Genomic DNA, 24,219 nt, shown 5'->3' with positions numbered 1-24,219 from the left:
GCGGTCGCGATCTATTGGGGGTAACTACATGAAGACGTTGAAGACGCGCCTTCTGGTGACGGCGCTGTCGGCAGGGGCCGTACTGGCTGCGGCACCGGCCTGGGCACAGAATGGCGATCAGGCCGCGACGCAGGCACCGGTGGCACCCGCCCCGCAACCCGACACGACCCAGCCGAACGCCGGCGAGGAAACCGACGTGGTGGTCACCGGGACGCGCATCTCGCGCCCCGATCTGATCAGTTCGTCGCCGGTGCTGGTCGTCGGCCAGGAAGCCTTTCAGAATCGCAACTTCACCAACTTCGCTGATCTCGCCACGCAGCTGCCGCAGTTCGCGGCCTCGTTCGGATCGTCGCGGACGCAGTCGACCTTCTCCGGCGCCGCCACCTCGGGCCTCAACACGGTCAACCTGCGCAACCTGGGCGGTGGCCGCACGCTGACCCTGATCAACGGGCGTCGCGTGCCGGGCGGAACGACCACCAGCACCGCGGTCGACTTCAACTCGATCCCGTCCGCCAATATCGAGCGGCTGGACATTCTGACCGGCGGCGCGGCGTCGATCTACGGCGCCGATGCGGTGGCCGGGGTCATCAACATCGTCACCAAGCAGATCGACGGTTTCCAGGCCGGCGCCAGCTACGGCATTACCGAGCGCGGTGATAACAAGAACCCGAACGGCTATCTGATGTTCGGCAAGAAGTTTGAGAACGGCGGCTCGATCAACCTGACGGCGCAGATCGACTATCAGGGCCGCGTCCAGTGCGCCTCGCGCGAATTGTGCGCGCAGGACTTCTTCTGGTCGCCGCCCGCCGATGCGATCCGCGGCCCGGCGGCCTATTCGGCGGTCGGCGCCAACGGCACCTTCTTCCTGACCGCCGGCAACGGGCTGGGCGCGTTCAACGCCACGCGCATCGGCAGCGGCACCAGCTACACCGATGCCGCCGGTAACCTGACGCCGTTCTCGGTCACGCGTGACGGCTTCAACCGCAACGGCGTGCGCGACATCGCGATCCCGACGCGCCGCATCCTGTTCGCGGCCGCGGCGGAATATCCGATCGTGAAGGGCGTGAACGCCTTCATGGAGTTCAACTACGGGCAGAGCCAGATCACCGCTGCGTTCGAGGGGCATCCGTTCCAGTCGCCGACGGCGGGCAGCCTGTTCGGCGGCGGGCCGGGCGTGACCGGGCTGCAGGCCAGCATCCCGCTCCAGATCCAGTCGACCACCGGCACCGGCACGCCGACGTCGGTCGCCAATCCGATCATCCCGACCGCAGTGTACAATGCGGCGCTGGCGCGCGGCATGACGCAGATCCAGTGGCAGCAGCGCTTCTCCGCGTTCGACGATCGCGGTGCGGTGAACCGTCGCGACACGATCCGCGCGGTGGCCGGGTTGAAGGGCGACTTCAACGCGGGCTTCGGTCGCGACTGGAATTACGAGGTATCGTACGTCTACGGCAGCACGAAGCTGGATTCGACCACCCGCGGCCTCGTCAGCACGCGCCAGCTGTATTACGGCCTGCGCACCGAACAGGTGAACGGCACGCTGCAATGCGCCGATGCGGGTGCCCGCGCGACCGGCTGCGTCCCGATCAACCCGTTCCTGCCGTATACCGCCGCACAGCGTAACGCGCTGGGCGTGTCGACCGGCCAGACCGGCGAAAGCGTGCTGCACGATGCGAACGCCTTCGTCTCCGGCTCGCTGTTCCGCCTGCCGGGCGGCGACCTGGCCTTCTCGGTCGGTGCCGAATACCGCACCTTCTCGGGCAACCTCGATTACGCCAGCCAGATCAACAATGCCGAGGTGACCGGCAACCAGATCGGCGACGTCGCTTTCGTGAAGGTCCGCACCAAGGAAGCGTACGGCGAGATCTCCGCACCGATCCTGGGCGACATGACGCTGATCCACAGGCTGACGCTGGACGGGTCGTTCCGTTATTCGGATCCGAGCACCGGCGGCAATTACCAGACGTGGCGCTATGGCGGCAGCTATGAGCCGATCCCGGGCGTCGTCCTGCGCGTCAACCGCGCGCGCGCCGTGCGCACGCCGGTACCGGGCGAATTGTCGGGCGTCAGCCAGACGTTCGGCACCGTGACCGATCCGTGCACCGCATCGACCCGCAACGCCAATGCGACCCGCGCCACGAATTGCGCCGCGGACGGCGTACCGGCGACCTATGCGCCGCCGATCAACGTCCAGCAATCGGTGGCCGGTTTCGTCGGCGGCAACCCGGGCCTGGCACCGGAGCGCGGGACGACGCTGACCTATGGCATCGCCTTCGCGCCGAACTTCCTGCCGGGCTTCTCCGTCACGGTCGACCGGTTCGAAATCAGCCTCGACAACATCATCAACACCGTCGGCCGCCAGACCAAGGCCAACCAATGCTATGACACGACGACGCGGCTGTTCTGCGGCGACCTGACGCGCAGCACCAACCCGAACGTCCCGGGCGCCAATTACGTCCTGACCGCGGTGAACGACCAGCTCATCAACGTCGCGGCATTCAAGCTGAAGGGCATCGATTTCACCGCTGCCTATGTCACGCCGTTGCTGGGTGGCCGTGCATCGTTCAACGTCATCGGCACCCTGTACGACCAGGCGCAGCAGACGACGTTGCCGGGGCAGCCGACCACCGACCTGCTGGGCTTCGCCGGCGGTTCGACCTCGGATCAGGGCTTCATCAAGTTCACCGGCAACACGACGGCGAGCTGGACCAGCGAGGACGGCGTCGCCCTGACCTACAACATGCGCTACCTCGGCAAGGCGCGGAACAGCCCGTTCGCCGATCCGACGATCAACATCGGCGACCGTTTCTACCACAACGCCCGCGTGTCGTTCGACGTGACGGAGAACTACCAGTTCTTCTTCGGCGTGAACAACATCGCCGACAGCAAGCCGCCGCTCTTCCCGAGCAGCACGGCCGGCACGCAGGCGCTGGACACGGTCCCGGCCTATTACGACGTCTTCGGACGCTCGTTCTATTCGGGTCTGCGCCTGACGTTCTAGGACGCACCCCCTTCGGGGTCGCTTGAACACGAAAAAATGGGGGAGTGCGGCTGATCGCACTCCCCCATTTTCGTCATGCCGGCGGCTCGTTCAGCGCCCCGCCCTACTCACCCGGTCCTACTCACCCGCCGACCCCGCCCCCGGCCTGTCCTTCGGCCAGCGTCGCCAGTCGGACGAATTCCTGCCGCCACTGATCGCGCGGCGCACCTGCCAGCTGGCGCACGTCGGCGAAGCGGAACCGCGCGAGGTAGGGATCGCCGCGCAATTTCTGTCCGTACGCCGCGACGGCCGCGGCGAATGCCATGTCACCGACCGGCGGTTTCGCGCCCGCCAGCACCCCCGCCGGGATCGCGCGGGTCAGCTCGCGTGAGGTGGTGCCGCCGGGCAGTTTGTAGCGCAGCCTGACGAAGCACGCCTCGCCGCCGCGCGTCGCCGCAGCGGCCGGACGATTGGCGGGATAACGCCGCGTGGGCGTCCAGCCCGGCGCTCCGGCGGGAACGACCTCGTACAGCGCGGTCACCTGATGCCCGGCACCCATGTCGCCGGCATCGACCGCGTCGTTGGTGAAATCCTCCTCGCGCAGCGCGCGGTTCTCGTAACCGATCAGCCGGTATTGCGCGACCTGCGCCGGATCGAACTCGACCTGCACCTTCACGTCGCTGGCGATCGTGACGAGCGTGGCGGACATCTCGTCGCCCAGCACCTTCTGCGCCTCCATCGCACTGTCGATATAGGCGTAATTGCCATTCCCGACGTCGGCGATACGCTCCATCATCGCTTCGTTGTAATTGCCGCGGCCGAAGCCGAGCGTGGTGAGCGTGATGCCGGCGTCGCGATGACGCTTCACCAGTTCCTCCAGCGCCTTGTTGTCGCTGATGCCGACGTTGAAGTCGCCGTCGGTGGCCAGGATGATGCGGTTGACCGCGCCCTTCCGGAACGCGGCCCGCGCAGTGGCATAGGCCAGTTCGATCCCCTGCCCGCCCGCGGTCGATCCGCCGGCGTCGAGACAGGCGAGCGCGGCCTCGACATAGGCCTTTTGCGCGGTCGGCTCCAGCACGAGCCCCGCGCTGCCGGCATAAGCGACGATCGAGACGCGGTCGTCGGGGCGCAACCGGCCGGCCAGCCCGCGCAACGCCGCCTTGACCAGCGGCAGCTTGTCGGGCGTGCCCATCGATCCGGACGTATCGACGAGGAACACGAGGTTGGCGGGCGGGCGCGTCGCGGTGGACACGTCATAGCCGCGCAGGCCGATCCGGATCAGCCGCGTCGCCGGGTTCCACGGCGTGGTCGATACGTTGGTGGTGATGCTGAACGGCCGGTCGCGATCGGCGGGGCGCGGGTAGTCGTAACGGAAATAGTTCAGCAATTCCTCGGTGCGCGCCGCCTCGGGCGGCACGGGCTGGCCGCTGGCGAGAAAACGGCGGACGTTGGCATAGGAACCGGTATCGACGTCGATCGAGAAGGTCGACACCGGCGCGGTCGCGGTATCGCTGATCGTGGCGACCGGGCGACCGTCGTAGCGCTCGGTATTGCCCGGGGTGCCATAAGCGGGCGGCGCCACGCTGGTCGTCGGCACGTAGACGGCGGGCGGGGCCGGCACCAGACCCGGCGCGACCCGTGACGACACCATCGGCGGCGGGGGTGGCGGAGGTGGGGGCGGAGGTGGGGGCGGAGGAGGAGGTGGTGGTGGAGCCGGGAGCGCGCCAGGGGCCGGCGGCGCGGAAGGGGCGATACCCTGCACTCCCCACGACCCGCCGAACCTCCACTCCGCCGGTGTCACCCTGCACCGGACCGGAGATGCCTCGCCCCGCTGCGCGCCCGCCGCAGGTGGTGGTGGCGCATTCGACAGCAGCGCCGGAGCGGCCAGAAGCGCGGTGATGCGGCGTACGAGCATGGCGATCCCCTCGGGCGACGGCGGGTGCTCCGCCGTGCACCGACACAGACTAGGCGCGGCTCATGATGTTTTGCCAGCCCTTCCCCGCATGACCTGCATCGCCCGCCGTCACCCGCCCGTCCTGCCCAGCCGCCGTACCGCCGACACCAGCCGCGCCAGCGCCGGATCGCGGATCGGCTCGGCGACGCGCAACTCGCGGGTCCGCCCGTCCAGCGTCAGCCCCAATGTATAGGTGCGCGCGTCCGGGCGCGGCGCGGCGTCGGGATCGGGCGCGGCACAGCCGAAGAAATCGGCCTGTTCGGCCAGCGCACACACCTCGGCACGGTCGGGCGCGGCGAGATCGGCGAGCGCCACCGCATGGTCGCGCGCCAGCCCGGGCAGGTGCGCGAAGCCGCCCTCGATCCGCAGCCGCGCCTCGTCGTCGCTCATGACATGTCCACCCCGACGGCCGCCCACGCCCCGGCGACCGCGCGCGTCTCCGCCGCCCCGCTGCCGTAACGGCGCGCGGCGACATCGCGCGTGATCCGCGCGAAGCCCGCAAAATCGGTGTTGGCGCGCGTCGCGGGATCGAGCAGCGCATCGTACCAGATCTGCCCGGCGCGTTCCCACGCATGGCCGCCGATCGCGGTCGCGGCAAGGTGGAAGGCACGGTTGGGAATGCCCGAATTGATGTGCACGCCGCCATTGTCCTGGTTGGTGCGCACGAAGCCGGCCATGTCGGCGGGCTGCGGATCGCGGCCCAGCACCGGATCGTCATAGGCGGTGCCGGGCGCCTTCATCGAACGCAACGCGACGCCGTTCACCGCCGGGGTCAATAGCCCGGCACCGATCAGCCAGTCCGCCTCCTCCGCGGTCTGGCGCAACAGATATTGCTTCACCAGCGCCCCGAACACGTCGGAGATGCTTTCGTTGAGCGCCCCCGACTGGCCATAATAGGCCAGCCCCGCCTCCTTTTCGGTGACGCCGTGCGCCAGTTCGTGGCCGATGACGTCGAGCGCGATCGTGAAACGGTTGAAAAGTTGCCCGTCGCCGTCGCCGAACACCATCTGCGTACCGTCCCAAAAGGCGTTGTCATAGTCGCGGTCGTAATGGACCGTGGCGTCCAGCGGCAGCCCGGCATCGTCGATCGAGTTGCGGCCATAGGCCTCCTGAAACAACGCGAAGGTCGCGCCCAGCCCGTCATACGCCTCGTCCACCGCCGCGTCCCCGGTGGGCGCATCGCCCTCGCGCCGGACGATCACCGCGCCGGGCGCTTCGGGTTCGCCCTGCGCATCGCGGATCGTGCGCAGCGGCGTGGCCGCGCGCACGACGCCCGCCGCGGTGCGCAGCCGCGCCAGCGCGCCGATCACCGGGCCGCCGGTCGCGGCGCGCACCATGCGGATCGTCGGATCGACCAGCAGCCCGCGCATCGCCGCCGCGCGCAGTCCGGGCGGCCCGTGTTCGGCGATGCGCGACAGGATGTAGGGCGGCAGGATGCAATGCAGCGTGTGGCGGTGCGGGTGCGTGCACATGGGCATGTCCTTTGTCACAAACGGGCGCGGCGGAGCGCGAACGGCACCAGCGCGACCCACATCACGGTCAGGAAGGCGAGCAATTGCCCGGTCTGCGCCAGGCCGCCGGGCAGATAGCCGAACCCGCCCAGCGCGGCGGCGTAGAGCGCGAACGACACCAGCGCGACCGCGATCGCGGGCACGTCGGCCGCGCCGCCGCGTTCTTCCTGCGTGGCGAACCAGCGCAGCACGGCGACGAACAGCATGATGACGCCGATCAGCAGCAGGCGGATCGTCGCATCGCCCGCCGCAATGCCGATCGCCAGCGGGTACAGCGTCACCGCCTCGACCGGGAACAGCTTGGTCAGGCTGGCATAATAAGGCTCGGCCCGTGGCGCGGCGACGGTGCGGCGCGCGCCGCCCCCGATGCGCAGCGCACCGCGCAGCGCCGGGCGCACACGTGCAGCGGGTGGCGGGGCGAGGGACGCGGCAGGTAACGCGCCAGGTAACGGGGCATCGAGCGCGGCGATCGCCCGCTGCACCGCGGCGGCATAGCGCGCGACCGCCGCCTCGTCGGGGGTCAGCGCGCCGCCGATCGCCACCGCCTGTTCGCTGCGATCGCGCACCGTCGCATAGGCGGGGCGGTCGCCCTCCCCCGGCGTCGCGGCGAACCGGTCGCGCGCGCTGCCCAGCGCGGTGCGCAACCCGAACAACGTATCGAAGAAGCGCGGCACGAAGCGCGCATCCTCGACCAGCGCCTGCAACTGCTCGACCAGCATGTCCACCGCCGCTGCGGCCTCCGCGAAAACGGTCATGACGGCGTCCCCAGCGCAGCGACCAGCCCAAGCGCACGGGTGATCCGGTCGAGGTTGAGCCGCGCGGCGGCGCGGCGTTGTTCGGGGGTGAAGCGCCCGGCGAGCGCGTCGCGCAGCCCACGCTGCGCGGTCGCCGCCAGCGTGATCGCCGCCCCGACCTCCGCCGCACGCGCCGGACCATCGCGCGATGCGGCGCGGGCGGCGAACACGCGCGCGGCCAGTTCCTCGCGCTGCGCCACGGACAGATCGGCCCGCCCGCGCAGATAGCTGCGGAACAGCGCGTTGCCGTACAAATCGTCGGCGGTGCGCGCCGCGCCCCTGCCCCACGCGTCGACCTGCACCGCCAGCGCCGACAGCGCGCGATCGACCGCCGCGCCGCGCGTGGCGACCAGCGCACGCACGGCCTTCGTGTCGCGCGCCTCCCGCGCGAGCGCGTCGGCAAAGGCGATCAGCGCGATCAGGCTTTGTCCCTGTTCGCTGGCCGCGGCGGCGTCGATATCGGGGATATCGGTGCCGGCGACGAAATTGCCGAACCGCGCCAGCCGCCCCGCCTGATCGGCGAAGGCGGCCAGTTCGGCGGCGACATCGGCTTTGGGCGCATCGAGGATCGTCGCGAGCGCATCGGCATAATCGGCGACCGCGGCGAGCAGCGCTATGCGCGGCGCCAGCACCGCGCGCGGGCTGTCGGCAAGGTCGATCGCGAACGCGGCATGGCCCGCGGCGGGTGTGCCATCGGCAAGGCACAGCGGCGCGGCGCGCGCGTCGGGCGCGACCGGCACCTGGATGCGCAGCGGCGAAAGCGGCAGGCAGCCGGCGTCGCTGGCGACCAGAGCGGCGGCCGCGGCGCGGCGACGCTGTTCGATCGCGTCGAAATAGCGCGCGGCGGCATCGACGGCGGCGCGGCTGTCGCGCTGCACCGCGCCCGCCGCCTCCAGCCGGATCGCATTGCCCGCGCACCCGCCGAGCAGCGCGGGCAGCAACAGCGACAAAACGGGACGGCGCATCCGCACTCTCCTTCGTAACCGGGTGAGTCGGAAGCAATCTTTCATAGTCGCGCGATGTAGGACAGCGTTTCGCACGGCACGAGCGTCGTTCGCCCGACACCGCCCGCCGGCGTCACACGCGGATGTCGTCCGGGCCGGTGATGCGCTGCTTTACGGTCACGCCCATCGCGCGTTCCTCGTTCGAGAAACCGTCGAACTGCGCCAGCCCGCCGAAGTCGAGCCCGGTCAGCGCGGCGATCGACAGGATCGAGCGCTGATAGGTGCGGAACGCGCCGAACAACAGGCTGTGCGCGGCGAGATCGACATCGTGATCCAGCAGATAGGCGGTGGCCGAGGGTCGACCGTCGTCATGGACGAACGCCACCACCTTCCAATAGGCCAGCGGGATCGCGACGCCGCGATAGACCGGGTCGTCGGCGCGGAAGACCGGGCCGGTGAACACGCTGGCCCGTTCCTTCACCCGACGCGTGTTGGCGAGCAGGTAATCCTCCAGTTCCAGCCACGTGCGCTGGTTGAACGCCGAAAGCTGCGGCGCGCAATTGGTGAAATGGAACGTGTCGCGGTTGGCGCGCTGCGCGGTGTCGCCCCAGTTCGGGTCTTCGCGCCGCACCAGATGCCCGCGATCGAAATCGTTGTCGGCATACAGATCGTCGCCGGCCTGCGCCGCTTCCGGGATCCGGCCGTCGAACGACCAGCGATCGCCGCCGCGGGGCACCGATACGCTGGCGCCGCCATCCAGGTTCACCGCGGTGAACAGCGCCAGCCGCCGGCCCTGCGCCATCACGATCGTGAAATGCTCGTAATCCAGTCGCGCATCGTCGCGCCCCGGCACCGGCAGCGCGACCCCGGCGGGCGCCACGGGCAGGTCGACCGCGAACGCGCCGAGATGATCGCTGCGATAGCCCTCGCGCCCCGCCAGCGATGCGGGCGTCGACACACGCGCCGTCGCCAGCAACCCCGGCCCCGCGGCACGGTCCGGGGCGGCAAGCGGGCGCAGGTCGATCAGCCGCGGCCGGAAATCCAGGTCGATCACGCGCGAAACTCCCTTCAGGACGGCGGCACCAGCGTACGGAACGCAGCGACCAGCCGGTCGTCGTCGACCGGCTTGACCAGCAGCAGCGCGCCGGCACCGCGCGGCGCGCACAGATCGGGGGTGCCGGTCACGAACATCGTCGGACACGCGCCGATCCGCGCCGCGATCCGCCCCACCGCCGCCGGGCCGGTGCCCGCCGTCAGCAGCACGTCGGACACGATCACCGACGGCGGGCGCGCGATGGCCATCGCCACCGCCTCGTCCTCCGCCCCTGCCAGATCGATCGAGGTCGCGCCCGCACGCTCGACCAGCTGCGCGACATGATCCGCCAGCAGCCAGTCGTTTTCGATGATGAGGACGTGGCACATGCGCTTTTCCCGGGGCGTCGCGTGCCGGCATAAGCGATCGCGGACCGTGCGGTTCCCCGCCGCGACGGTGCGTGGCCGTTCCGGGTCAGATCGGCGCTTCGATCTCGAAACGCGCGCCCTCGGGCAGATAATGGATCGTCGCGGTGCCGCGGACGTGGCGCGACAGCACCCGTTCGATCATCCGCGTGCCGAACCCGGTACGTGTCGGCGGCACCACCGGCGGACCGCCGCGCTCCACCCACGAAAACGCGAAGCGCCGCCCGCTGCCCGCCCCGTCGCCGGCCTCGTCCGCATCGTCGCGCAGCGCCCATGCGATCGTCACGGTGCCCGCGGGCACCGACAGCGCGCCATATTTGATCGCGTTGGTCGCCAGTTCGTGGAGGGCCATCGACAGCGCCAGCGTGATGTCCGGCGACAGGCGGATTTCCGGCCCGCCCATCGTGAACCGCTGCCCGCCGTCATCGATGAACGGCGCCAGCACGCGCGCGACGATCTCGCCGATCGCCGCGCCGTCCACCTCGTCGCGCACCAGCAATTCGTGCGCCGCGCCCAGGCTGGCGATCCGTCCCGCGACGGCGTGGCGCCCCTCCTCCAGCGACACGGCGTCGCGCAGCGTCTGGCTGACCACCGCACCGACCGTGGCCAGCGTGTTCTTGACCCGGTGGGTCAGCTCGCGCGCCAGCATCGCGCGATGTTCCTCGGCGAACTTACGCGCGGTGATGTCGCTGGAAAAGCCCGACAGCGCCAGGGGCGTGCCGTCGGCGCGGCGCTGCACTCCCCCGTGGAAATGTACCCAGCGTTGCTCGCCGCTGTCGGTCAGCACGCGATATTCCAGGTCGCACGCCGCATCGTGCGCGATCGCATCGGCCATCGCCGCCTCGACCCGGCGGGCGTCGTCGGGGTGCAGCGCGGCACGGAACATCTCGAACGTGAACGGCGCATCCGCCGGGCGGCCGAAATTGGCGAGGCACGCGGTCGACGCGGTCAGCCGCCAGTCGGGCAGGTCGATCGTCCAGGCACCCAGTCCGCCGGCCCGCAGCGCCATCGCCAGCCGCGCCTCGCGCTCGGCCAGCGCGGTTTCGCGCCGCCCGACCTCTGCGGTCAGCTGGTCGCGATCCTCGCGCAGCCGCGTCAACCGGTAGCGCTCGGTCGTGACGTCCAGCTGCGACGCGACGAAATGGCGCAGCGTGCCCCCGGCGTCGAACACCGGCGCCACCATCAGCCGGTTCCAGAACGGCGTACCGTCGCGGCGGTGGTTCAGCAGGTCGATCTCGATCCGTTCGCGCCGCGCCACCGCATCGCGCAACCGCGCGACGTCGCCCGCCTCGGTCAACGGCCCCTGCATGAAGCGGCAATTGCGGCCGACCACTTCCTCCGCGGCGAAGCCGGTCAGCGCGGTGAAGGCGTCGTTGACATAGACCAGCGGATTGTCGGGCAGCGTCGGATCGCTCACCACCATCGCCACGTTGGAATGCGCGACCACCGCCTGGAACGGGTCACCCGTCGCGATGCGCTGCGCGAACGCGGCCACGGCGGCCGCGACTTCGGGCGAGACGACGGCCGGGCGGACCGGAACGGGGGCAAGCGGCTGACGGTCCACGGAACCCTAACCTAGGGCAATCATGTCGCCTGCACAATCATTTCCGGGCATTTCGCGCACCGTGCGCACTTCCGGGCGATCGACCGCCGCCATTTCCGCTCCCGATTTGCTCCGGTGCGCACCGGGGGGTAGCGGACGGGGCATGCGCCCGATGTCCCTGCAGCTCCCCTCCCCCGCCTTCGCACTCGCGGCGCTGCTGCTGCTGCTGCTGGCAGGATGCGGCGGGCGGTATCGCGCGGTCGCCGACACGCCGGTGACGATCGGACGCCCGTACGTGGTGCGTGGGCAAACCTATACGCCGGCGCGCGCCCCCGATTACGACATGCTGGGCCGGGCGAGCTGGTATGGCGCCGAAAGCGGCGATCGCACAGCGCGCGGGGAGAAGTTCCGCCCCGGCTGGATCACCGCCGCGCACGCCACGCTGCCGCTGCCCAGCTATGTCGAGGTCACGTCGCTGGACACCGGCCGCGTGATCGTGGTGCGCGTCAACGATCGCGGCCCGTTCGCGCGCGGGCGGATCATCGACCTGTCGAAGGGCGCGGCGCAGGCGCTGGGCATGCGCGATGCCGGACATGCGGCGGTGCGGGTGCGCGTGGTGGAGCCCGACGATCGCGACCGCGACCGCCTGCGCCACGGCAAGCCCGCCGCCCCGCGCCCCGACGTGGACCCCGGCACACTCGCCTTCTGGCGATCGCAGCTGGCCGCGTCGGGGATGTAGGGTCATGTCGACACGTCGACGGATCGACGTGCCGACGACAGGATTACAGGTTCAGCGAGACACCCGCCACGATCTGCCGGCCGAGCAGGTCGTAGCCCATGATCGTGTTGCCACGCAGCAGCCCGATCCGCGAACGGCTGTCCGGAACGATCGGAGGATTACGGTCGAACAGGTTGTTCGCGGCGATCCGGAACGTCATCTGCTTGTTGATGTTGAAGCCGATTGCGACGTCGATCCAGTTGTACGCGTCGATCTTCGAATAATCGTCACGGCGCGCGCTGGCATCCTGCACCGGAATGCCGGTGCCGGCTGGTGCATAGAAGGTGGTCGGCATGCCGCCACGGTGACGCCAGTTGACCGAGACGTTGGCGACGCGGTCGGGCGCGAACCACGTCACGCGCATCTGGTGGGCCCAGCGCGGCAAGCTTTCGCCGCAACCGCTGCCGAAATAACCGGTGCAGTTGCGCTTGATCGCCGCGGGCGACGCCTGTCCGCCGTTACGCGTCATCAGCGTGCCGTTGAAGTTGACGTCCAGCAATCCGGCCTGACCCAGTCCGACATTGTACTGACCCTGGAAATCCCAGCCGTATGATTGCTCCTTATAGCCGTTCGAGGAACCGCGCGCGACCCAGCCGGTTGACGGGCTGGTCGCCGGCGAGCTGGACAGCGTGCCAGTGCCGGGGTTGCGGATGATGCCGCGGCAGAAATACTCCAGCCCCGTGGTCAGGCACTCGTTGATGATGTCCTGCGGCTGCAGGAACACCAGCTGGTCCTCCAGATCGATCAGCCAGCGGTCGACCGACACCGTCAGCCCCGGCAGGAAGCGCGGACGCAGCACGACACCGAACGTCTTGGTATAGGCGGTCTCCGGTGTCAGGTTGAACCCGCCCTCGCGCACCGTGCAGCGCTCGTCGGGGCAGACCAGCGTCGGGCTGCCGTACAGATTGGCGGCCAACCCGGTGTTGGCGCATTGCGCCTGCGTGGCGATCGGCGCCAGGCGCGGACCGTTCGGATTGGCGGAATTGACGCGCGTTGCGCACGGATCGGCGTAGAACCCCTGATTCCAGAAGATGTTCGACGCACCGGCCGCCGCCCCGACGCCCGGTGCCGCCTGAGCCTTGTTGTAGGATGCGCGGAAGGTGATGTCCTTGATGGGCGACCACAGCCCTTCGATCTTCCAGGTGGTGAACTTGTCGTCGAGGCGGTTGTACTTCGACACGCGATAGCCGCCGTTGACCTGCAACAGTCGCGTCCAAGGTTGGTCCTCGATCAACGGTGCCTGGATTTCGGCGTTCGCCTCCAGAATATTCTGCGTAACGCGCTGGTTCTGGCCGCCATTGTTCGCGATGAAGACCTCATTGACGATCGTCCGCTCCATCTCCGAGCGATATTCGGCACCCAGCGCGATCGCGACGCCCTGTTCGGCGAGCGGCGAGGTGATGCCGTATTTGCCGAGGTCACCGCTGGTCGTCGCCAGGAACTGCATCAGCCGCGGGATGCGCGTGCTGATCCCGCCCGACGCGCCGCCGTACAGATATTGGTTGAGCGCCTGATCCTTGTTGAACGGCGCGAAGGCGTTGAAGGGCACGCAGCGCGGATCGGAGCCGTCGACCACCGAGCGGCAGGTCGGCACCCCGCCGACGCTAACGACGTCGAGCGAACGGTTGACGTTGGCGAATTGCGCGATCGGCACGTCGATCGTGTCCAGCCGCGCACGCGAGATCATTCCGGCGACGTCATAGGTCCACACGTCGTTCAACGCGCGTCCGCGCAGGCCAGCGACGATGCGATAGCCCTCGTTGGTGAACTTCTGTTCCACCAACGGCAGCCCGTCGAAGCGATAGCGCAGATCGATCGGCGCGGACTGGCCCGCGATCCCGGCATTGACGCCGCACAGGTCGGTGCGCTGCGCTCCCGACAGGAACGGATTGTCGCAGTTCACCCGGTACGGATCGGTGCCATATGCGCCGAAGTTCAAAGTGCGGTTAAGGATCGTGTTGTAGGATTTATCGCGATAGAACAGGGCGTTGCTGTAGAGCTCGATCCCAGCGCCCAAGTCGGCGGTCAGGAAGCCGCCGACATTGACGCGCTCGAACGGGCGTTGGAAGGCATGGTCGTCATACGGGTTGGCCGACGTACCCGCCGGTCCGCTGTTGATCGGAATGAAGGTGCCGTTGCCGTTCGGGTTGTTGACCAGCTGCTGCCCGGCGCGCGGGCCGGACTGCGGGATGATCGTGCCGGCCGGCGTGAAGCTGGCCCGATTGCAGCCCAGCGCGGCGTTGTTGGCTGGCTGCGTCACTTCGCAGGTTGCGGTCGAGCGATCGCCGAGCCGCACCAGATCAGCCTGGCGATAGTTGATGAAGGTGCTGAAATTGACGCGCCCGTCGAACAGGTTGGTGCCCACCGCCAGGCTGACGTCACTGCGCCCGCCGTCATTGGTCAGCCCCTGCGACGAACTGAAGCCCGCGCGGCGCGCGGCCTCGGTCACCGCGTTGCTGCCATTGTCGTGATTGAAGAAATTGTAATTGGCATCGATGCGGATGCCCTCGAAATTCTTCTTCAGGATGAAATTGACGACGCCCGACACTGCGTCCGAGCCGTAGACCGACGAAGCGCCGCCGGTCAGCACGTCGATCCGCTCGACCAGCGCGTTGGGGATGATGCCGACGTCGACGGTATTGGGCAGGCCGATGCGCAGCCCGTCGATCAACATCAGCGTGCGCTCATAGCCGAGGCTGCGCAGCTTGACGCGCTGGCGCCCTTCGGAATCGCTGAAATTCTGTTCGGAATTGACCTGCACCTGCGGCAGGCGATTGACCACTTCCTCGATCGTCGTCGCGCCCTGCGCGGCGATGTCGAAGGCGGTGGTGGTGACGATCGGCGCGGCCGACCGCGTGTTCGGACGCGTGATGCGCGTGCCGGTGACGACCACGTCCTGCCCGTTGTCGTTGCCGCTGTCCCGCGTCGGATCGGCGGCGAGCTTGGCGGAAGCGACCGGATCGCCGATCGCGGTGGATGGCGTGGTATCAACTTGCGCCGACGCCAGCGACGGCATGGCGATCAATGCAGCCACGCAGCAACCGCTGGCCAGCAAACCCTTCAACATCGTCATATCTTTCCCCTTGCTCGCTCCCTGAAGCGCCGGGGAAATGCACGTCGCCTGGCTTTTCCGACCAGATCGTACGCACGATATTCTGCTGATCTCCCCGGTGCCAGCCGACAAAAGGTGTCACCATTGCAATATTAAAACAATACCAATTTGTCGTAATCGCGGTGCGGCGCAAAAAAAACGAACGGAGCCATCGCACCCGTTGTCTGCCGATTGCGATAGCATTTTGCTACGCATGAAACCCGGCAACATGGGCCGGGCGGGCGTAATCCTTTGCGGGCGTCGGTACGCAGGGCAAATCCACAAGAAACGGCGCGGGGAGGAATGCCTCCCCGCGCCGTCCGGAACCGCCGGACCGCGGGCGTCACTGCCCGCGGCCTTCGTACGCATCAACCGAAGAAGACGTCGCTCTGCAGGATCCTGACGTTGGTCTGGATCGAGAAATCGGCGACCCCGTCGCCGTTCACGTCGCCTTCCAGATAGTTCAGGCCATCCAGCGTGAAGGCGCGCAACTCGCCCGCCGCCTTGCTGAACTCGGCCGCGCCGACCCACTTGAACGCGTCGATCGCGCCGCCGGTCTTGGCATCGAGCAGGCTGAGGTCGATCGTGTCGACGCCGCGCGTGAAATCGCGGGTCGTGTCGCGCGTGCCCAGGTCGGTGAAGCGGAAGGTATCGGCCCCCGCACCACCGAACAGGATGTTGTTGCCCGCGCCGCCGTAGATCACATCGTCGCCCGCGCCGCCGTACAGCGTGTCGTTACCGGCACCGCCGAACAGCACGTCATTGTCGAACACGCCGTCCAGGATGTCGTCACCGTCACCGCCGTACAACTGGTCGCTGCCCGCGCCGCCGTACAGCTGGTCGTTGCCGATCCCGCCGTCGAGCCAGTCGTCGCCGGCCTGTCCGTACAGCACGTCGTTGCCCGCGCCGCCGTCCAGCGCGTCGTCGCCGGCATAGGCTTCGAGCCGGTCGTCGCCGGCGTTGCCGGTCAGCGTGTCGTTGGCGTTCGAACCGTACAGCATGTCGTTGCCGCGCCCGCCTTCCAGCGCCTCGATGCTGGTCAGGCGATCGCCCGCCGCATCGCCGGCCGTGCCGCGGCCCGACAGCAGCGAAACGGTGACGCCGGCGGTCGCGAACCGGTAGCTGGCGGTGTCGAGCCCGCCGTTGCCGGTCAGCATGTCGGCGCCCGCGCCGCCGATCAGCACGTTGGCGGCATTGTCGCCGACCAGCGTGTCGGCGCCCGCACCGCCCTCGATACCCTCGAAGCCGGTGTAGATGTCGCCGCGCGCATCGCCCTCGCTGCCACGGCCGGTCAGCAGCGACACCGACACGGCCGCCGCGGAGTCACGATAGCTGACGATGTCGGCACCCGCGCCGCCGTTCAGCCGGTTGGCGACGGCATTGCCGATGATCAGGTCGTTGCCGCTGCCGCCGACCGCATTCTCGATGGTCGCGCCGTAGGCGATGCCGACATTGTCGGTCAGGCGGTTGTTGCGCGCGCCGGCCAGCAGCTGCCCGTAGAGCGAGTCATAGCTGGCGCGGGTGATCGCGGCGTAACCCATTGCGGCGCGATTGGCGTTGACCTGGTCGAAGCTCAGCCGCTCGCGCGCCTCGGCCAGCGACACGCCGCCGATGCTGCTGAGCGAACCCGGGTTCAGGTTGATTTCCTGATCGGTGCGGAAGCCCGAGGCATCGAGCGTGTCGTTGCCGCCGGCATCCCAGATCGTGACGATCGGCGCCTTGTTGACCGCGAAGTCGAACACGTTCTTGCCGGCGGTCGAATTGAAGCCGTAGACCGTGTCGCCGGTGCGGGTGGTGGTATCCACGCCGTACATCTTCTGCACCGCCAGGATGTCGTGGATCATCGGGGTGCCGCCATATGCGCGCGCCATCGTGTTCCAGTCGATGTCGCCCGCACCGATGTCGCTGGGATTCCAGTACGACATGATCGTGTAGTTGCGCGAATCCTGGTAATATTCGGCGCCGTTGGCGTAGCTCACCGCGAAGCCGGGGCCGAAGTTGTAATTGCCGGGATGCGACAGGCCGATCGCGTGACCGATCTCGTGCGTCAGCGTGTTCAGGCCGTAGCCGCCCGGCGTCAGCTGGAAGTTGCTCGCCTGGCTGGCGGACACCCACACGTCGCCGACGATCCGCCCGGCATCGCCGTTGACCACGGGATCGTCCGACACCGTACCGAACGGCAGCCGTGCATAGGCCTGCGTGTTCGGTGCGCTCGCCAGGTTGCCGAAGTTGATGTCGGCCTGATAGGCGTTGACTTCACGGAACGAGATGTCGACGACATCGTCCCAGAAGCTCATCGCCAGCCGCGTCGCGTCACGCTGTTCCGCGTTGAAGGCGGCGAAGTTGGAATATTCGGCGAGAGCGACGGTCGTCGTGCCATCCCGATAGAGATAGCCGCTCGCGCCCAGCTGCTCCTGCGAGAAGTGGAAACCGAAGGTGACCTCGCGCAGGTTGCTGTCGCCCTGCCGCGCCGGATCGGCTCCGCCGATCCAGCTGGCGCCCGAACGGTTGAGGTAGGATGCGATTTGATCGGGCGACCAGATCGCCTTGCCGTTCGCGGCGGTGGTGCCGGCCAGATAATCGACCGAGCCCTGCTGCACGCTCAGCTTCAGCCCGGAGACCGGATCGATCATCCCGACGTCCTTCTGCACGCCGCCGGTGCACGCCGGGCAGTTGCACACCATGTCCTTCAACAGGTTGGTCTGGTGTTCCGCATGCCCGATCAATTGCTCGATCTCGGCCGTGTTCCCGATCGCCATATGCTCAATCCCCTGTGTTGATGGTCGTGCCTGGTTTTATGTTGATGTGCGCCGCGTCACGGCCGGAGCGGCGAGCGTCGCGCCACCGCATCGGCCTGCCACGGCAAGGTTTCGGCGAGCAGCGCGGCGACCGCCTTGTCCAGCGCGGCGGGATCGTCCGCGGCCACCACGCGCGGTGCCGCGCCGAACAATTGCCCGGCATCGGCGGCGTTGCGGAACGGGCGGATGGTCAGCGCGACGACATCCGCGCCGCGCACCGCCGCGACCGTGGCCTGCACCAGCAACGTGACGCGCCCTGCGGCCAGCGCTTCCCCGCCCAGCGCGGCGGCGACGACCGGCACCGGGGCGTTGCGTGCCGCGTGCGTGCGGACGGCCGCGCAAAGGCGATCGTGGAGCGCCCCGCTGTCGATCCCGCGCGCGGTATGGACGAGGCAGGTGACGCCGACCGAAGCGACGTCGCCCCAGATCAGCGCCGGGCCGGCCGGCGGATCAATGGCGAGGTCGGATGGCGAAGCGGAGGCAGGACCGGGCATGGCGGCGGGCGACGCGGCGAGCGGCGGGGCGGACGCGGCAAGCAGCACCAGCGACGACGATGCCGCCGCGATCCGTGCTCCCGTTCCATATCCCGTCGACACTTCCGTTATCCCCCAGGAAGTTTCGACGGAGACTGTCTTGTCGCCAGGGCAGCGTCAATCGTATTTTAACCATTCCGTCACCGAAAGTTCATTACGGGTCCGGCGTGACGGGCGCAGTAATATTATAACGGCAGACATATCAGATACTTGCCGTCGTTCATCCGTGGGTTGCCGGGTCCTGCGCAGAGGCTGTCGCCATCGCCCATCCCTCTGCTGCCGGGTCCAGCGTGGCGAGGAACGCCGCGGCGCTGTCGCGATATTCGGCCTGCCGCTCGGGGGAGAAGCGCCGCCACGTCCCGTACATGTTGCGCATCCGCGCATTGCCCGCGAACCGTTTCTCGTGGCGCGCCAGGAAATCCCAGTAGAGGGCGTTGAACGGGCACGCGTCCGCACCGGTCTTCTTCTTCACGTCGTACCGGCAACGCCCGCAATAATCGGACATGCGGTCGATGTACGCGCCGCTCGATACATAGGGTTTGGACGCGATGACGCCGCCGTCGGCGAATTGGCTCATCCCGATCACATTGGGCATCTCGACCCATTCGTAGGCGTCGAAATAGACGACCAGGAACCAGTCGGAGATCGCGCGCGGCGCGACCCCGGCGAGCAGCGCGAAATTGCCGAGCACCATCAAGCGCTGGATATGATGGGCATAGGCCTCGCGCCGCGTCTGGTCGACGCTTTCGGACAGGCATCGCATGTCGGTGTCGCCGGTCCAGTAGAAATCGGGCAGCGGTCGCGTCGCGGCCAGCGCGTTGCGCTCCGCGAACTTGGGCATGTCCCACCAGTACATGCCGCGCATATATTCGCGCCAGCCGATGATCTGCCGCACGAACCCCTCGACCGCGTTCAGCGCGGCGTCGCCGCGATCGTAGGCCGCGACCGCCGCCTCGCACACCTCCAGCGGCCCGAGCAGCCCGAGGTTCAGGCACAGCGACAGGCTGCTGTGGAACAGATAATCCTGCCCGGCGACCATCGCGTCCTGGTAGCGTCCGAAATCGGGCAGCGCCGCGGCGATGAAATGGTCGAGCGCGACCAGCGCCTGCGCCCGCGTCACCGGCAGCGCGAACGGCGCGAGGTCGCCGAAATGCGTGGCGAAGCGCGCGCCGACCAGCGCCAGCACCTCCTGCGTGACCGCGTCGGGCGCGAACCGTTCGGGCGCGGGGTAATTCACGCCGCGCGGCGGTGTCTCGCGGTTGTCGTGATCGTAATTCCACTGCCCGCCGACCGGCTTGTCCTCCGCGGTCATCAGCAACCCGGTGCGGCGGCGCATGTCGCGGTAGAAATACTCCATCCGCTGTTCGCGCCGCGACTGCGCCCATGCGTAGAAATCGGGCAGCGGGCAGACGAACCGGTCGTCCTCCAGGATGTCGACCGGCAGCCCGGTGCGCAATGCCCAGTCGTCCTGCGCCTGCCGCACGCGATATTCGCCCCCCGCGACGGTGCGGATCGCGGTCGCGCCGTGGCGCTGCGCGGCACGCACGACCTCCCCGGTGAAGCCGTGCGTGTTGCCGGGCGCGTCGAGCGTCACGTAATCGACCGTCCAGCCGTCGCCGCGCAATTCATCGGCGAAATGGCGCATCGCGGCGAAGATCAGCGCGATCTTCTTCTTGTGGTGGCGCACGTAGGTCGCCTCGTCCCACAGCTCCGTCATCAGCACCACCGCCTGCGCACGGTCGACGTCGCGTAAGGATGCGAGCGTGTGGGTCAACTGGTCGCCCAGCAGCGGGATCAGCATGGTCATGCGCGGGGAAACGCACGACACGGCCGCGCGCCGCCACGATGAATGCCGCCACGATCGATACCGCTCCTGGCGACGCCATTGCCATGGGCGGCGTCGCCCCCGCGCGGCGTTACGGCTTCGGCGGCTGACTGCCCGGCAGCAGGAAGCGCACCGATTGCTGCTCGCCCGAACAGGCCAGCGCGCCTGCGGGGCGGAAAGTGCTGGTGTAACGGGCGTCGCGCGCGATGCCGTTGGCCGCCTCGTCGAAGATGAACGGCGGATAGGCGATCACCACGCGCGGCGCGACCGTCCGGCCGTCCGCCGCGATGTCGAACGCGGTGCGCACCCAGCCTTCGAAACCCAGCCGGACCGCCTCCATCGGAAAGTCGTTCGATCCCGCTCCCGTCCTGCGCATCGCCGGGGTCAGCCCGATCGTCGCGCATTGTTCGGACGTCAGCCCGGTGCGATCGAACACCGTGCGCGCGCCGTTCAGGTCACCCTTGGCCGCCAGCACGTTGGCCTCCGCCAGCAACGCAGCGACGCGGAGCGGATGCTGCGCGGGCAGCGTGGCGTCCCCGCTCACCTGCCGCAACAGCGCGCCGGCATCCTCGGGCGGGCCCTTGCGCCCCCGCGGCTGCGCGATCAGCAGCCGCAGCGTGGCGGCGGTCAGCGGATCGCCCGCCATGTCGGGCCGCGCCAGCAACGCGCGCAGGCCGCTGCGTTCCCGCTCCACCTCGTCATACGATGCGTCGGCGGACAGGATCGCGACCAGCCCGCGTACCGGCACCGGTGCACGCGCCGCATCCACTGCCGCCTGCGCGGTGGCATGCAGCAGGGGCTTCTCGGCCTGCGCGACGACCGGGCTGCCCGCCAGCGCCATCGCCGCCTGCGCCTGACGCGGACGGTCGCCACGCGCGGTCGCCTCCGCCAGCGCGGCGCGTTGCAGCGGCAGCGCGGAGGCGGCGGACATTCCCGCCCACGCCGGCTCCCCCGCGCCCTTTTGCGCCAGCCATGCCTCGGTCGCCTCGTTCAGCGGCGCGGTCAAAGCGGGTGCGCGGTCGGCCTTGACGCAGCGCAGCTCGACGCGGGTGGTGTGACGGAACAGCGCCGGGATCTTCTTGGCATCCTCCGCACGCCACGACCACCCGGTGACGGCGCGCGCGAACGCCACCGCCTTGTCGCGCCCGCCGGTCGCATAGACCGGGGCCACGCCCGCGACATGGCCGTCCTCCTCCAGCGAGAATTCGACGATCGCCTCGTCCTCCGGGGTCAGCCCGCCGTCCCCGCAGGTCGGCGGCGCCATCGATGCGGAGGTGGTGAACGGCGTGTTCTGCACCCGCCCGGCCCCGGTATAGGCCAGATACATGCGCGCGCCGGCGCGATCGTTGCTCTTCAGCGCCGCGATGGCGAGGTCGGAACGGGTCGCGATGTCCGATGCGCCGACCCGGTTGGTCAGCCCGCCCTGCTTGGCCAGGCTGTCCTTCAGCATCGCATAGGCCTCTTTCGTGCGGCCTTCGTTCAGCAGGACGCGTGCGCGGATCGTCTGCACCGCGGCAAGGTTCTTCTTGCCGATGTCGGGGGTCGCGGCGGCCAGCCGCAGCGCCTCGTCGGTCGCCGCCAGCGCGCGACCGTCGCGGTCGAACAGGGCCGCCTGCGCCAGCCGCAGCAGCGCCGGGATGCGGTCGGCGCCCCGCACCTGCGCCGCCGCAGCCGCGTAGGCGCGCACGGCATCGTCATAGGCGAACTCGCGCTGCGCCAGCCGTCCCAGTGCCATCTGCGCCTCGTAGACGTCGCCCGCGAACGCCTCGCCCTTCGCCACCAGCACCGGCAATCCGCGCTCGATCGCCGCCTTGCCCTCCGCCGCGCGTCCCAGCTCGATCAGGCAGCGTCCGTTGCGCACGTCGACCGCCGCGGCGAGCAGCGCGTTGCGGCTGCCCGCCAGCGTCGCGAACCCGCGCACCGCCTCCGCGCACTGGCCGTCCGACGCGGCCTTGCTGGCGGCGTCGAACCGCGCCTGCGCGTTTTGCGAGGCCGCCGGTGCCGCCGGTGCCGCTTGACCGGCCATCGCCAGCGCGAGCATTGATACGAACATGAACCCTCCCTCGATCGCGGCGAACACATCACGGCGCGCCCGCGCTGTCGAGGGGGCAGGCGACCCATTGAAGGTGATCGGGCTGATGATCGCCGCGATGACGATCGCCGCGCCCGCCCGCGCTGCGGACCCGGCACCGCATTATCCGCCCGATACCGTGCTGCTGCTGGTCGCGCCGTGGTGTGCGCCGTGCCATGCGGAACTGGCGCGGCTGGACGCGATCGCCGCGGCGGCGCGCCCGCATGCGGTGCGCGTGTTCATGGTCGCGGACGGGGCCGGCGCCCGCGCGATGTGGCAGCGCGTGCCCGAGGCGTATCGCTGGACGCCGCCGGACGGCGAGGCGCGCCGTTATCGCGCCGATGCGATGGGGCGCACCCCCGGGCTGCCGTTCAGCATCGCCACCGACGCGCGCGGCCGCGTCTGCGCGACGCATGGCGGTGGCCTGGACGCGCCACGCGCGGCGCGGCTGGTGGCGGCATGCTGAGCGGGCGCGGCGACGGCGTACAGCCACGCGTGCCCACGATCTTGCCGAGCTGAGCCCGCGCCGGGCCACGTAGCACCGGGCGTCGCGAGCGAAGCTTGCGATCGCCGTATCGCTGCTCGGACCCGTATCGCTGCTCGGACGACGTGCGTGGTCGTGGCGTTCCCCAGGACGAACTTGCCCATATGGCTTGTGACAGCCACGCCCTTCGTCTTCATCCGCCCGCCGGTTGATCCGCCATCATCTCGGTCCGGAATCCCCACAGGCTGCGGCCGAGGTCCAGTTCGTCGCGCTGCGCCTTCACGATCATGCCGGTGAAATAGGCGCCGGCGCTCTGGCGGATGTCGCCCCTCGCCTGCCGCTCCGCCGTGATGAGCATGGTGATCGCCGCATCGTCGCGGCCGAGCCGGTCGAGCGCATCGACCCACACGCCGGTGCGGATGCCGAGGTCGTGGCGGAGCCGCGCTGCGGCGGTGTGAATGTCGGGCCATCCCGGGCTGCGCGCGGTCACATACATCGCCGCGGACGGGAACATCGCCAGCAGATCCGTCGGCCGTGCCTTGAACACGCTGCGCGACGGCGAGGCAGCAACTGCCGTTGGCGTCCGATCCTCCGCCGCCGGATCGGAACTACAATCCCGAACAGCTTTTACAGGATCATTAGGATGGGGGTTGGTTTGTATATGTATGTCAGGTGCGGTTTTTAACCCCGACGGGTTATTGTTCTCTGAAAACATGAACGCGTCGATCGTCTCGCCGACCTGTCGTTCGAGGGCAGGCAGAAGATCGAGCGCAGCCCGATATGCGTCGCTGTCGCGTGCGCCACGCGCCGCTGCCGCCCCGCCCGCGATCCGTTCGACCTCGTCCTGCAACGCCATCCAGTGCGCACCGGTCAGCCGCAGGTCGGCGGCCTGCGCCAACACCTGACCGACCAGCCGCCGCACGCGCGCGATCGCCTGCCGCCCTTCCCTGAACAGCCGCGACTGCGCGGTCTGCGCTTCGGCCAGCGCGCACAGCTCCGCGAAGCGAATGCGCAGCGGCGACAGGTCGAGCCCGTAGGCGGAGGTGATCGCGCCGCCCGCGTCGCGCCGCCCGGTGCGGCGGCCGTGCGCGCTGTCGTGCGCGGCGACCAGCCCCAACGCACGCAGCTGGCGCAACCGCGCCTTGATCGCGCTTTCGGTAACCCCCGCCAGTTCGGCGAGCGTATAGTTGCTGGGCCATGCCAGCGGGGTGCGGCCGAGCTTCCAGTCGTCGGGCCGGGTGAAGCCGATCAGATGCTTGAGCGTTTCCAGCGCGGGCGTGCCCAGCTTCAGCGCCGCTTTCGCGCCCTCCAGCACCGGGTAGAGCCGGTTGCGCTCCACATCGCCGGCCTCCGGCGCGCGCGCGTCGAGATCGCGCACGATCCGGCGCGACCAGGCGGTGATCGGCCGGGCACCGGTCGCCCCGGTGAAGGCCGTCTGGGTACAGGTCATCGTTC

18 protein-coding genes are annotated in these 24,219 nt (G+C 69.1%); 4 read left to right on the top strand and 14 right to left on the bottom strand.

The genetic code is table 11. The features are described 5' to 3' along the window. Window positions 1-28 precede the first annotated feature (28 nt). The gene (locus tag ASE95_RS16765; protein ID WP_056638997.1) at window positions 29-3,001 is read left to right on the top strand and encodes a TonB-dependent receptor domain-containing protein; all 2,973 of its coding nucleotides are present in this window, start codon (window positions 29-31) and stop codon (window positions 2,999-3,001) included. Window positions 3,002-3,122: 121 nt separating this feature from the next. On the opposite strand, the gene ASE95_RS16760 is transcribed toward ASE95_RS16765, so the two are convergent. After that, window positions 3,123-4,631: a vWA domain-containing protein gene (locus tag ASE95_RS16760; RefSeq protein WP_056638993.1), complete on the bottom strand. Its 1,509-nt coding sequence runs from the start codon at window positions 4,629-4,631 to the stop codon at window positions 3,123-3,125. Here ASE95_RS16760 and ASE95_RS18400 point away from each other — a divergent pair. Next, window positions 4,619-4,879, top strand: coding sequence for a hypothetical protein (locus ASE95_RS18400; protein WP_235528389.1), 261 nt, complete (start codon window positions 4,619-4,621; stop codon window positions 4,877-4,879). The two genes, ASE95_RS16760 and ASE95_RS18400, sit on opposite strands and share 13 nt — an antisense overlap. Window positions 4,880-5,003: 124 nt before the next feature. Here the strand turns inward: ASE95_RS18400 and ASE95_RS16755 are convergent, their stop codons facing one another. The 7 genes from ASE95_RS16755 to ASE95_RS16725 all read right to left on the bottom strand — a co-directional run bounded on the left by ASE95_RS16755 (window position 5,004) and on the right by ASE95_RS16725 (window position 11,205). Continuing rightward, entirely contained in the window at window positions 5,004-5,324 is a 321-nt protein-coding gene (locus ASE95_RS16755) for a protealysin inhibitor emfourin (protein ID WP_056638990.1), read from the bottom strand. Next, window positions 5,321-6,406 (bottom strand): M4 family metallopeptidase, encoded by a 1,086-nt coding sequence (locus ASE95_RS16750; protein WP_056639152.1) that lies wholly within the window; start codon window positions 6,404-6,406, stop codon window positions 5,321-5,323. The genes ASE95_RS16755 and ASE95_RS16750 overlap by 4 nt, the downstream gene beginning before the upstream one ends. 14 nt (window positions 6,407-6,420) lie before the next feature. Next, the gene (locus ASE95_RS16745; protein WP_056638987.1) at window positions 6,421-7,200 is read right to left on the bottom strand and encodes a hypothetical protein; all 780 of its coding nucleotides are present in this window, start codon (window positions 7,198-7,200) and stop codon (window positions 6,421-6,423) included. After that, window positions 7,197-8,204, bottom strand: coding sequence for a hypothetical protein (locus ASE95_RS16740; protein ID WP_056638984.1), 1,008 nt, complete (start codon window positions 8,202-8,204; stop codon window positions 7,197-7,199). Before ASE95_RS16740 ends, ASE95_RS16745 begins: the two co-directional genes overlap by 4 nt. Window positions 8,205-8,316: 112 nt before the next feature. Continuing rightward, complete coding sequence (locus tag ASE95_RS16735) at window positions 8,317-9,237, bottom strand: DNA/RNA non-specific endonuclease (RefSeq protein ID WP_082450235.1); 921 nt, start codon at window positions 9,235-9,237, stop codon at window positions 8,317-8,319. A 14-nt stretch (window positions 9,238-9,251) separates the two neighbouring features. After that, window positions 9,252-9,605, bottom strand: coding sequence for a response regulator (locus ASE95_RS16730; RefSeq protein ID WP_056638981.1), 354 nt, complete (start codon window positions 9,603-9,605; stop codon window positions 9,252-9,254). A gap of 85 nt (window positions 9,606-9,690) precedes the next feature. Then, complete coding sequence (locus tag ASE95_RS16725; protein WP_082450234.1) at window positions 9,691-11,205, bottom strand: HWE histidine kinase domain-containing protein; 1,515 nt, start codon at window positions 11,203-11,205, stop codon at window positions 9,691-9,693. Window positions 11,206-11,356: 151 nt separating this feature from the next. On the opposite strand from ASE95_RS16725, the gene ASE95_RS16720 reads away from it, so the two are divergent. Continuing rightward, a complete protein-coding gene (locus ASE95_RS16720) occupies window positions 11,357-11,923 on the top strand; it encodes a septal ring lytic transglycosylase RlpA family protein (RefSeq protein ID WP_156348115.1) in 567 nt (188 codons plus the stop codon). Between the two features lie 43 nt (window positions 11,924-11,966). On the opposite strand, the gene ASE95_RS16715 is transcribed toward ASE95_RS16720, so the two are convergent. The 5 genes from ASE95_RS16715 to ASE95_RS16695 all read right to left on the bottom strand — a co-directional run bounded on the left by ASE95_RS16715 (window position 11,967) and on the right by ASE95_RS16695 (window position 22,262). After that, window positions 11,967-15,035 (bottom strand): TonB-dependent receptor domain-containing protein, encoded by a 3,069-nt coding sequence (locus ASE95_RS16715; RefSeq protein WP_235528388.1) that lies wholly within the window; start codon window positions 15,033-15,035, stop codon window positions 11,967-11,969. A gap of 386 nt (window positions 15,036-15,421) precedes the next feature. Beyond that, window positions 15,422-17,812 carry a M10 family metallopeptidase C-terminal domain-containing protein gene (locus tag ASE95_RS18530; protein ID WP_056638975.1) on the bottom strand — a complete coding sequence of 797 codons (2,391 nt, stop codon included), beginning with the start codon at window positions 17,810-17,812 and terminating at the stop codon, window positions 15,422-15,424. 56 nt (window positions 17,813-17,868) lie between these two features. Beyond that, complete coding sequence (locus ASE95_RS16705) at window positions 17,869-18,447, bottom strand: hypothetical protein (protein WP_056638972.1); 579 nt, start codon at window positions 18,445-18,447, stop codon at window positions 17,869-17,871. 157 nt (window positions 18,448-18,604) lie between these two features. Beyond that, a complete protein-coding gene (locus tag ASE95_RS16700; RefSeq protein WP_056638969.1) occupies window positions 18,605-20,191 on the bottom strand; it encodes a cryptochrome/photolyase family protein in 1,587 nt (528 codons plus the stop codon). A 109-nt stretch (window positions 20,192-20,300) separates the two neighbouring features. Then, a complete protein-coding gene (locus tag ASE95_RS16695; RefSeq protein WP_156348106.1) occupies window positions 20,301-22,262 on the bottom strand; it encodes an energy transducer TonB in 1,962 nt (653 codons plus the stop codon). Here ASE95_RS16695 and ASE95_RS16690 point away from each other — a divergent pair. Beyond that, complete coding sequence (locus tag ASE95_RS16690) at window positions 22,261-22,746, top strand: hypothetical protein (RefSeq protein WP_056638963.1); 486 nt, start codon at window positions 22,261-22,263, stop codon at window positions 22,744-22,746. The two genes, ASE95_RS16695 and ASE95_RS16690, sit on opposite strands and share 2 nt — an antisense overlap. 211 nt (window positions 22,747-22,957) lie before the next feature. Here the strand turns inward: ASE95_RS16690 and repC are convergent, their stop codons facing one another. After that, entirely contained in the window at window positions 22,958-24,214 is a 1,257-nt protein-coding gene (repC, locus tag ASE95_RS16685) for a plasmid replication protein RepC (protein ID WP_056638960.1), read from the bottom strand. Window positions 24,215-24,219 lie beyond the last annotated feature (5 nt).

Source organism: Sphingomonas sp. Leaf231 (assembly GCF_001421995.1).
GTDB lineage: Bacteria > Pseudomonadota > Alphaproteobacteria > Sphingomonadales > Sphingomonadaceae > Sphingomonas.
Note: the sequence above shows the minus strand (reverse complement) of the source record. Positions and strands in the feature narration are given on the sequence as shown.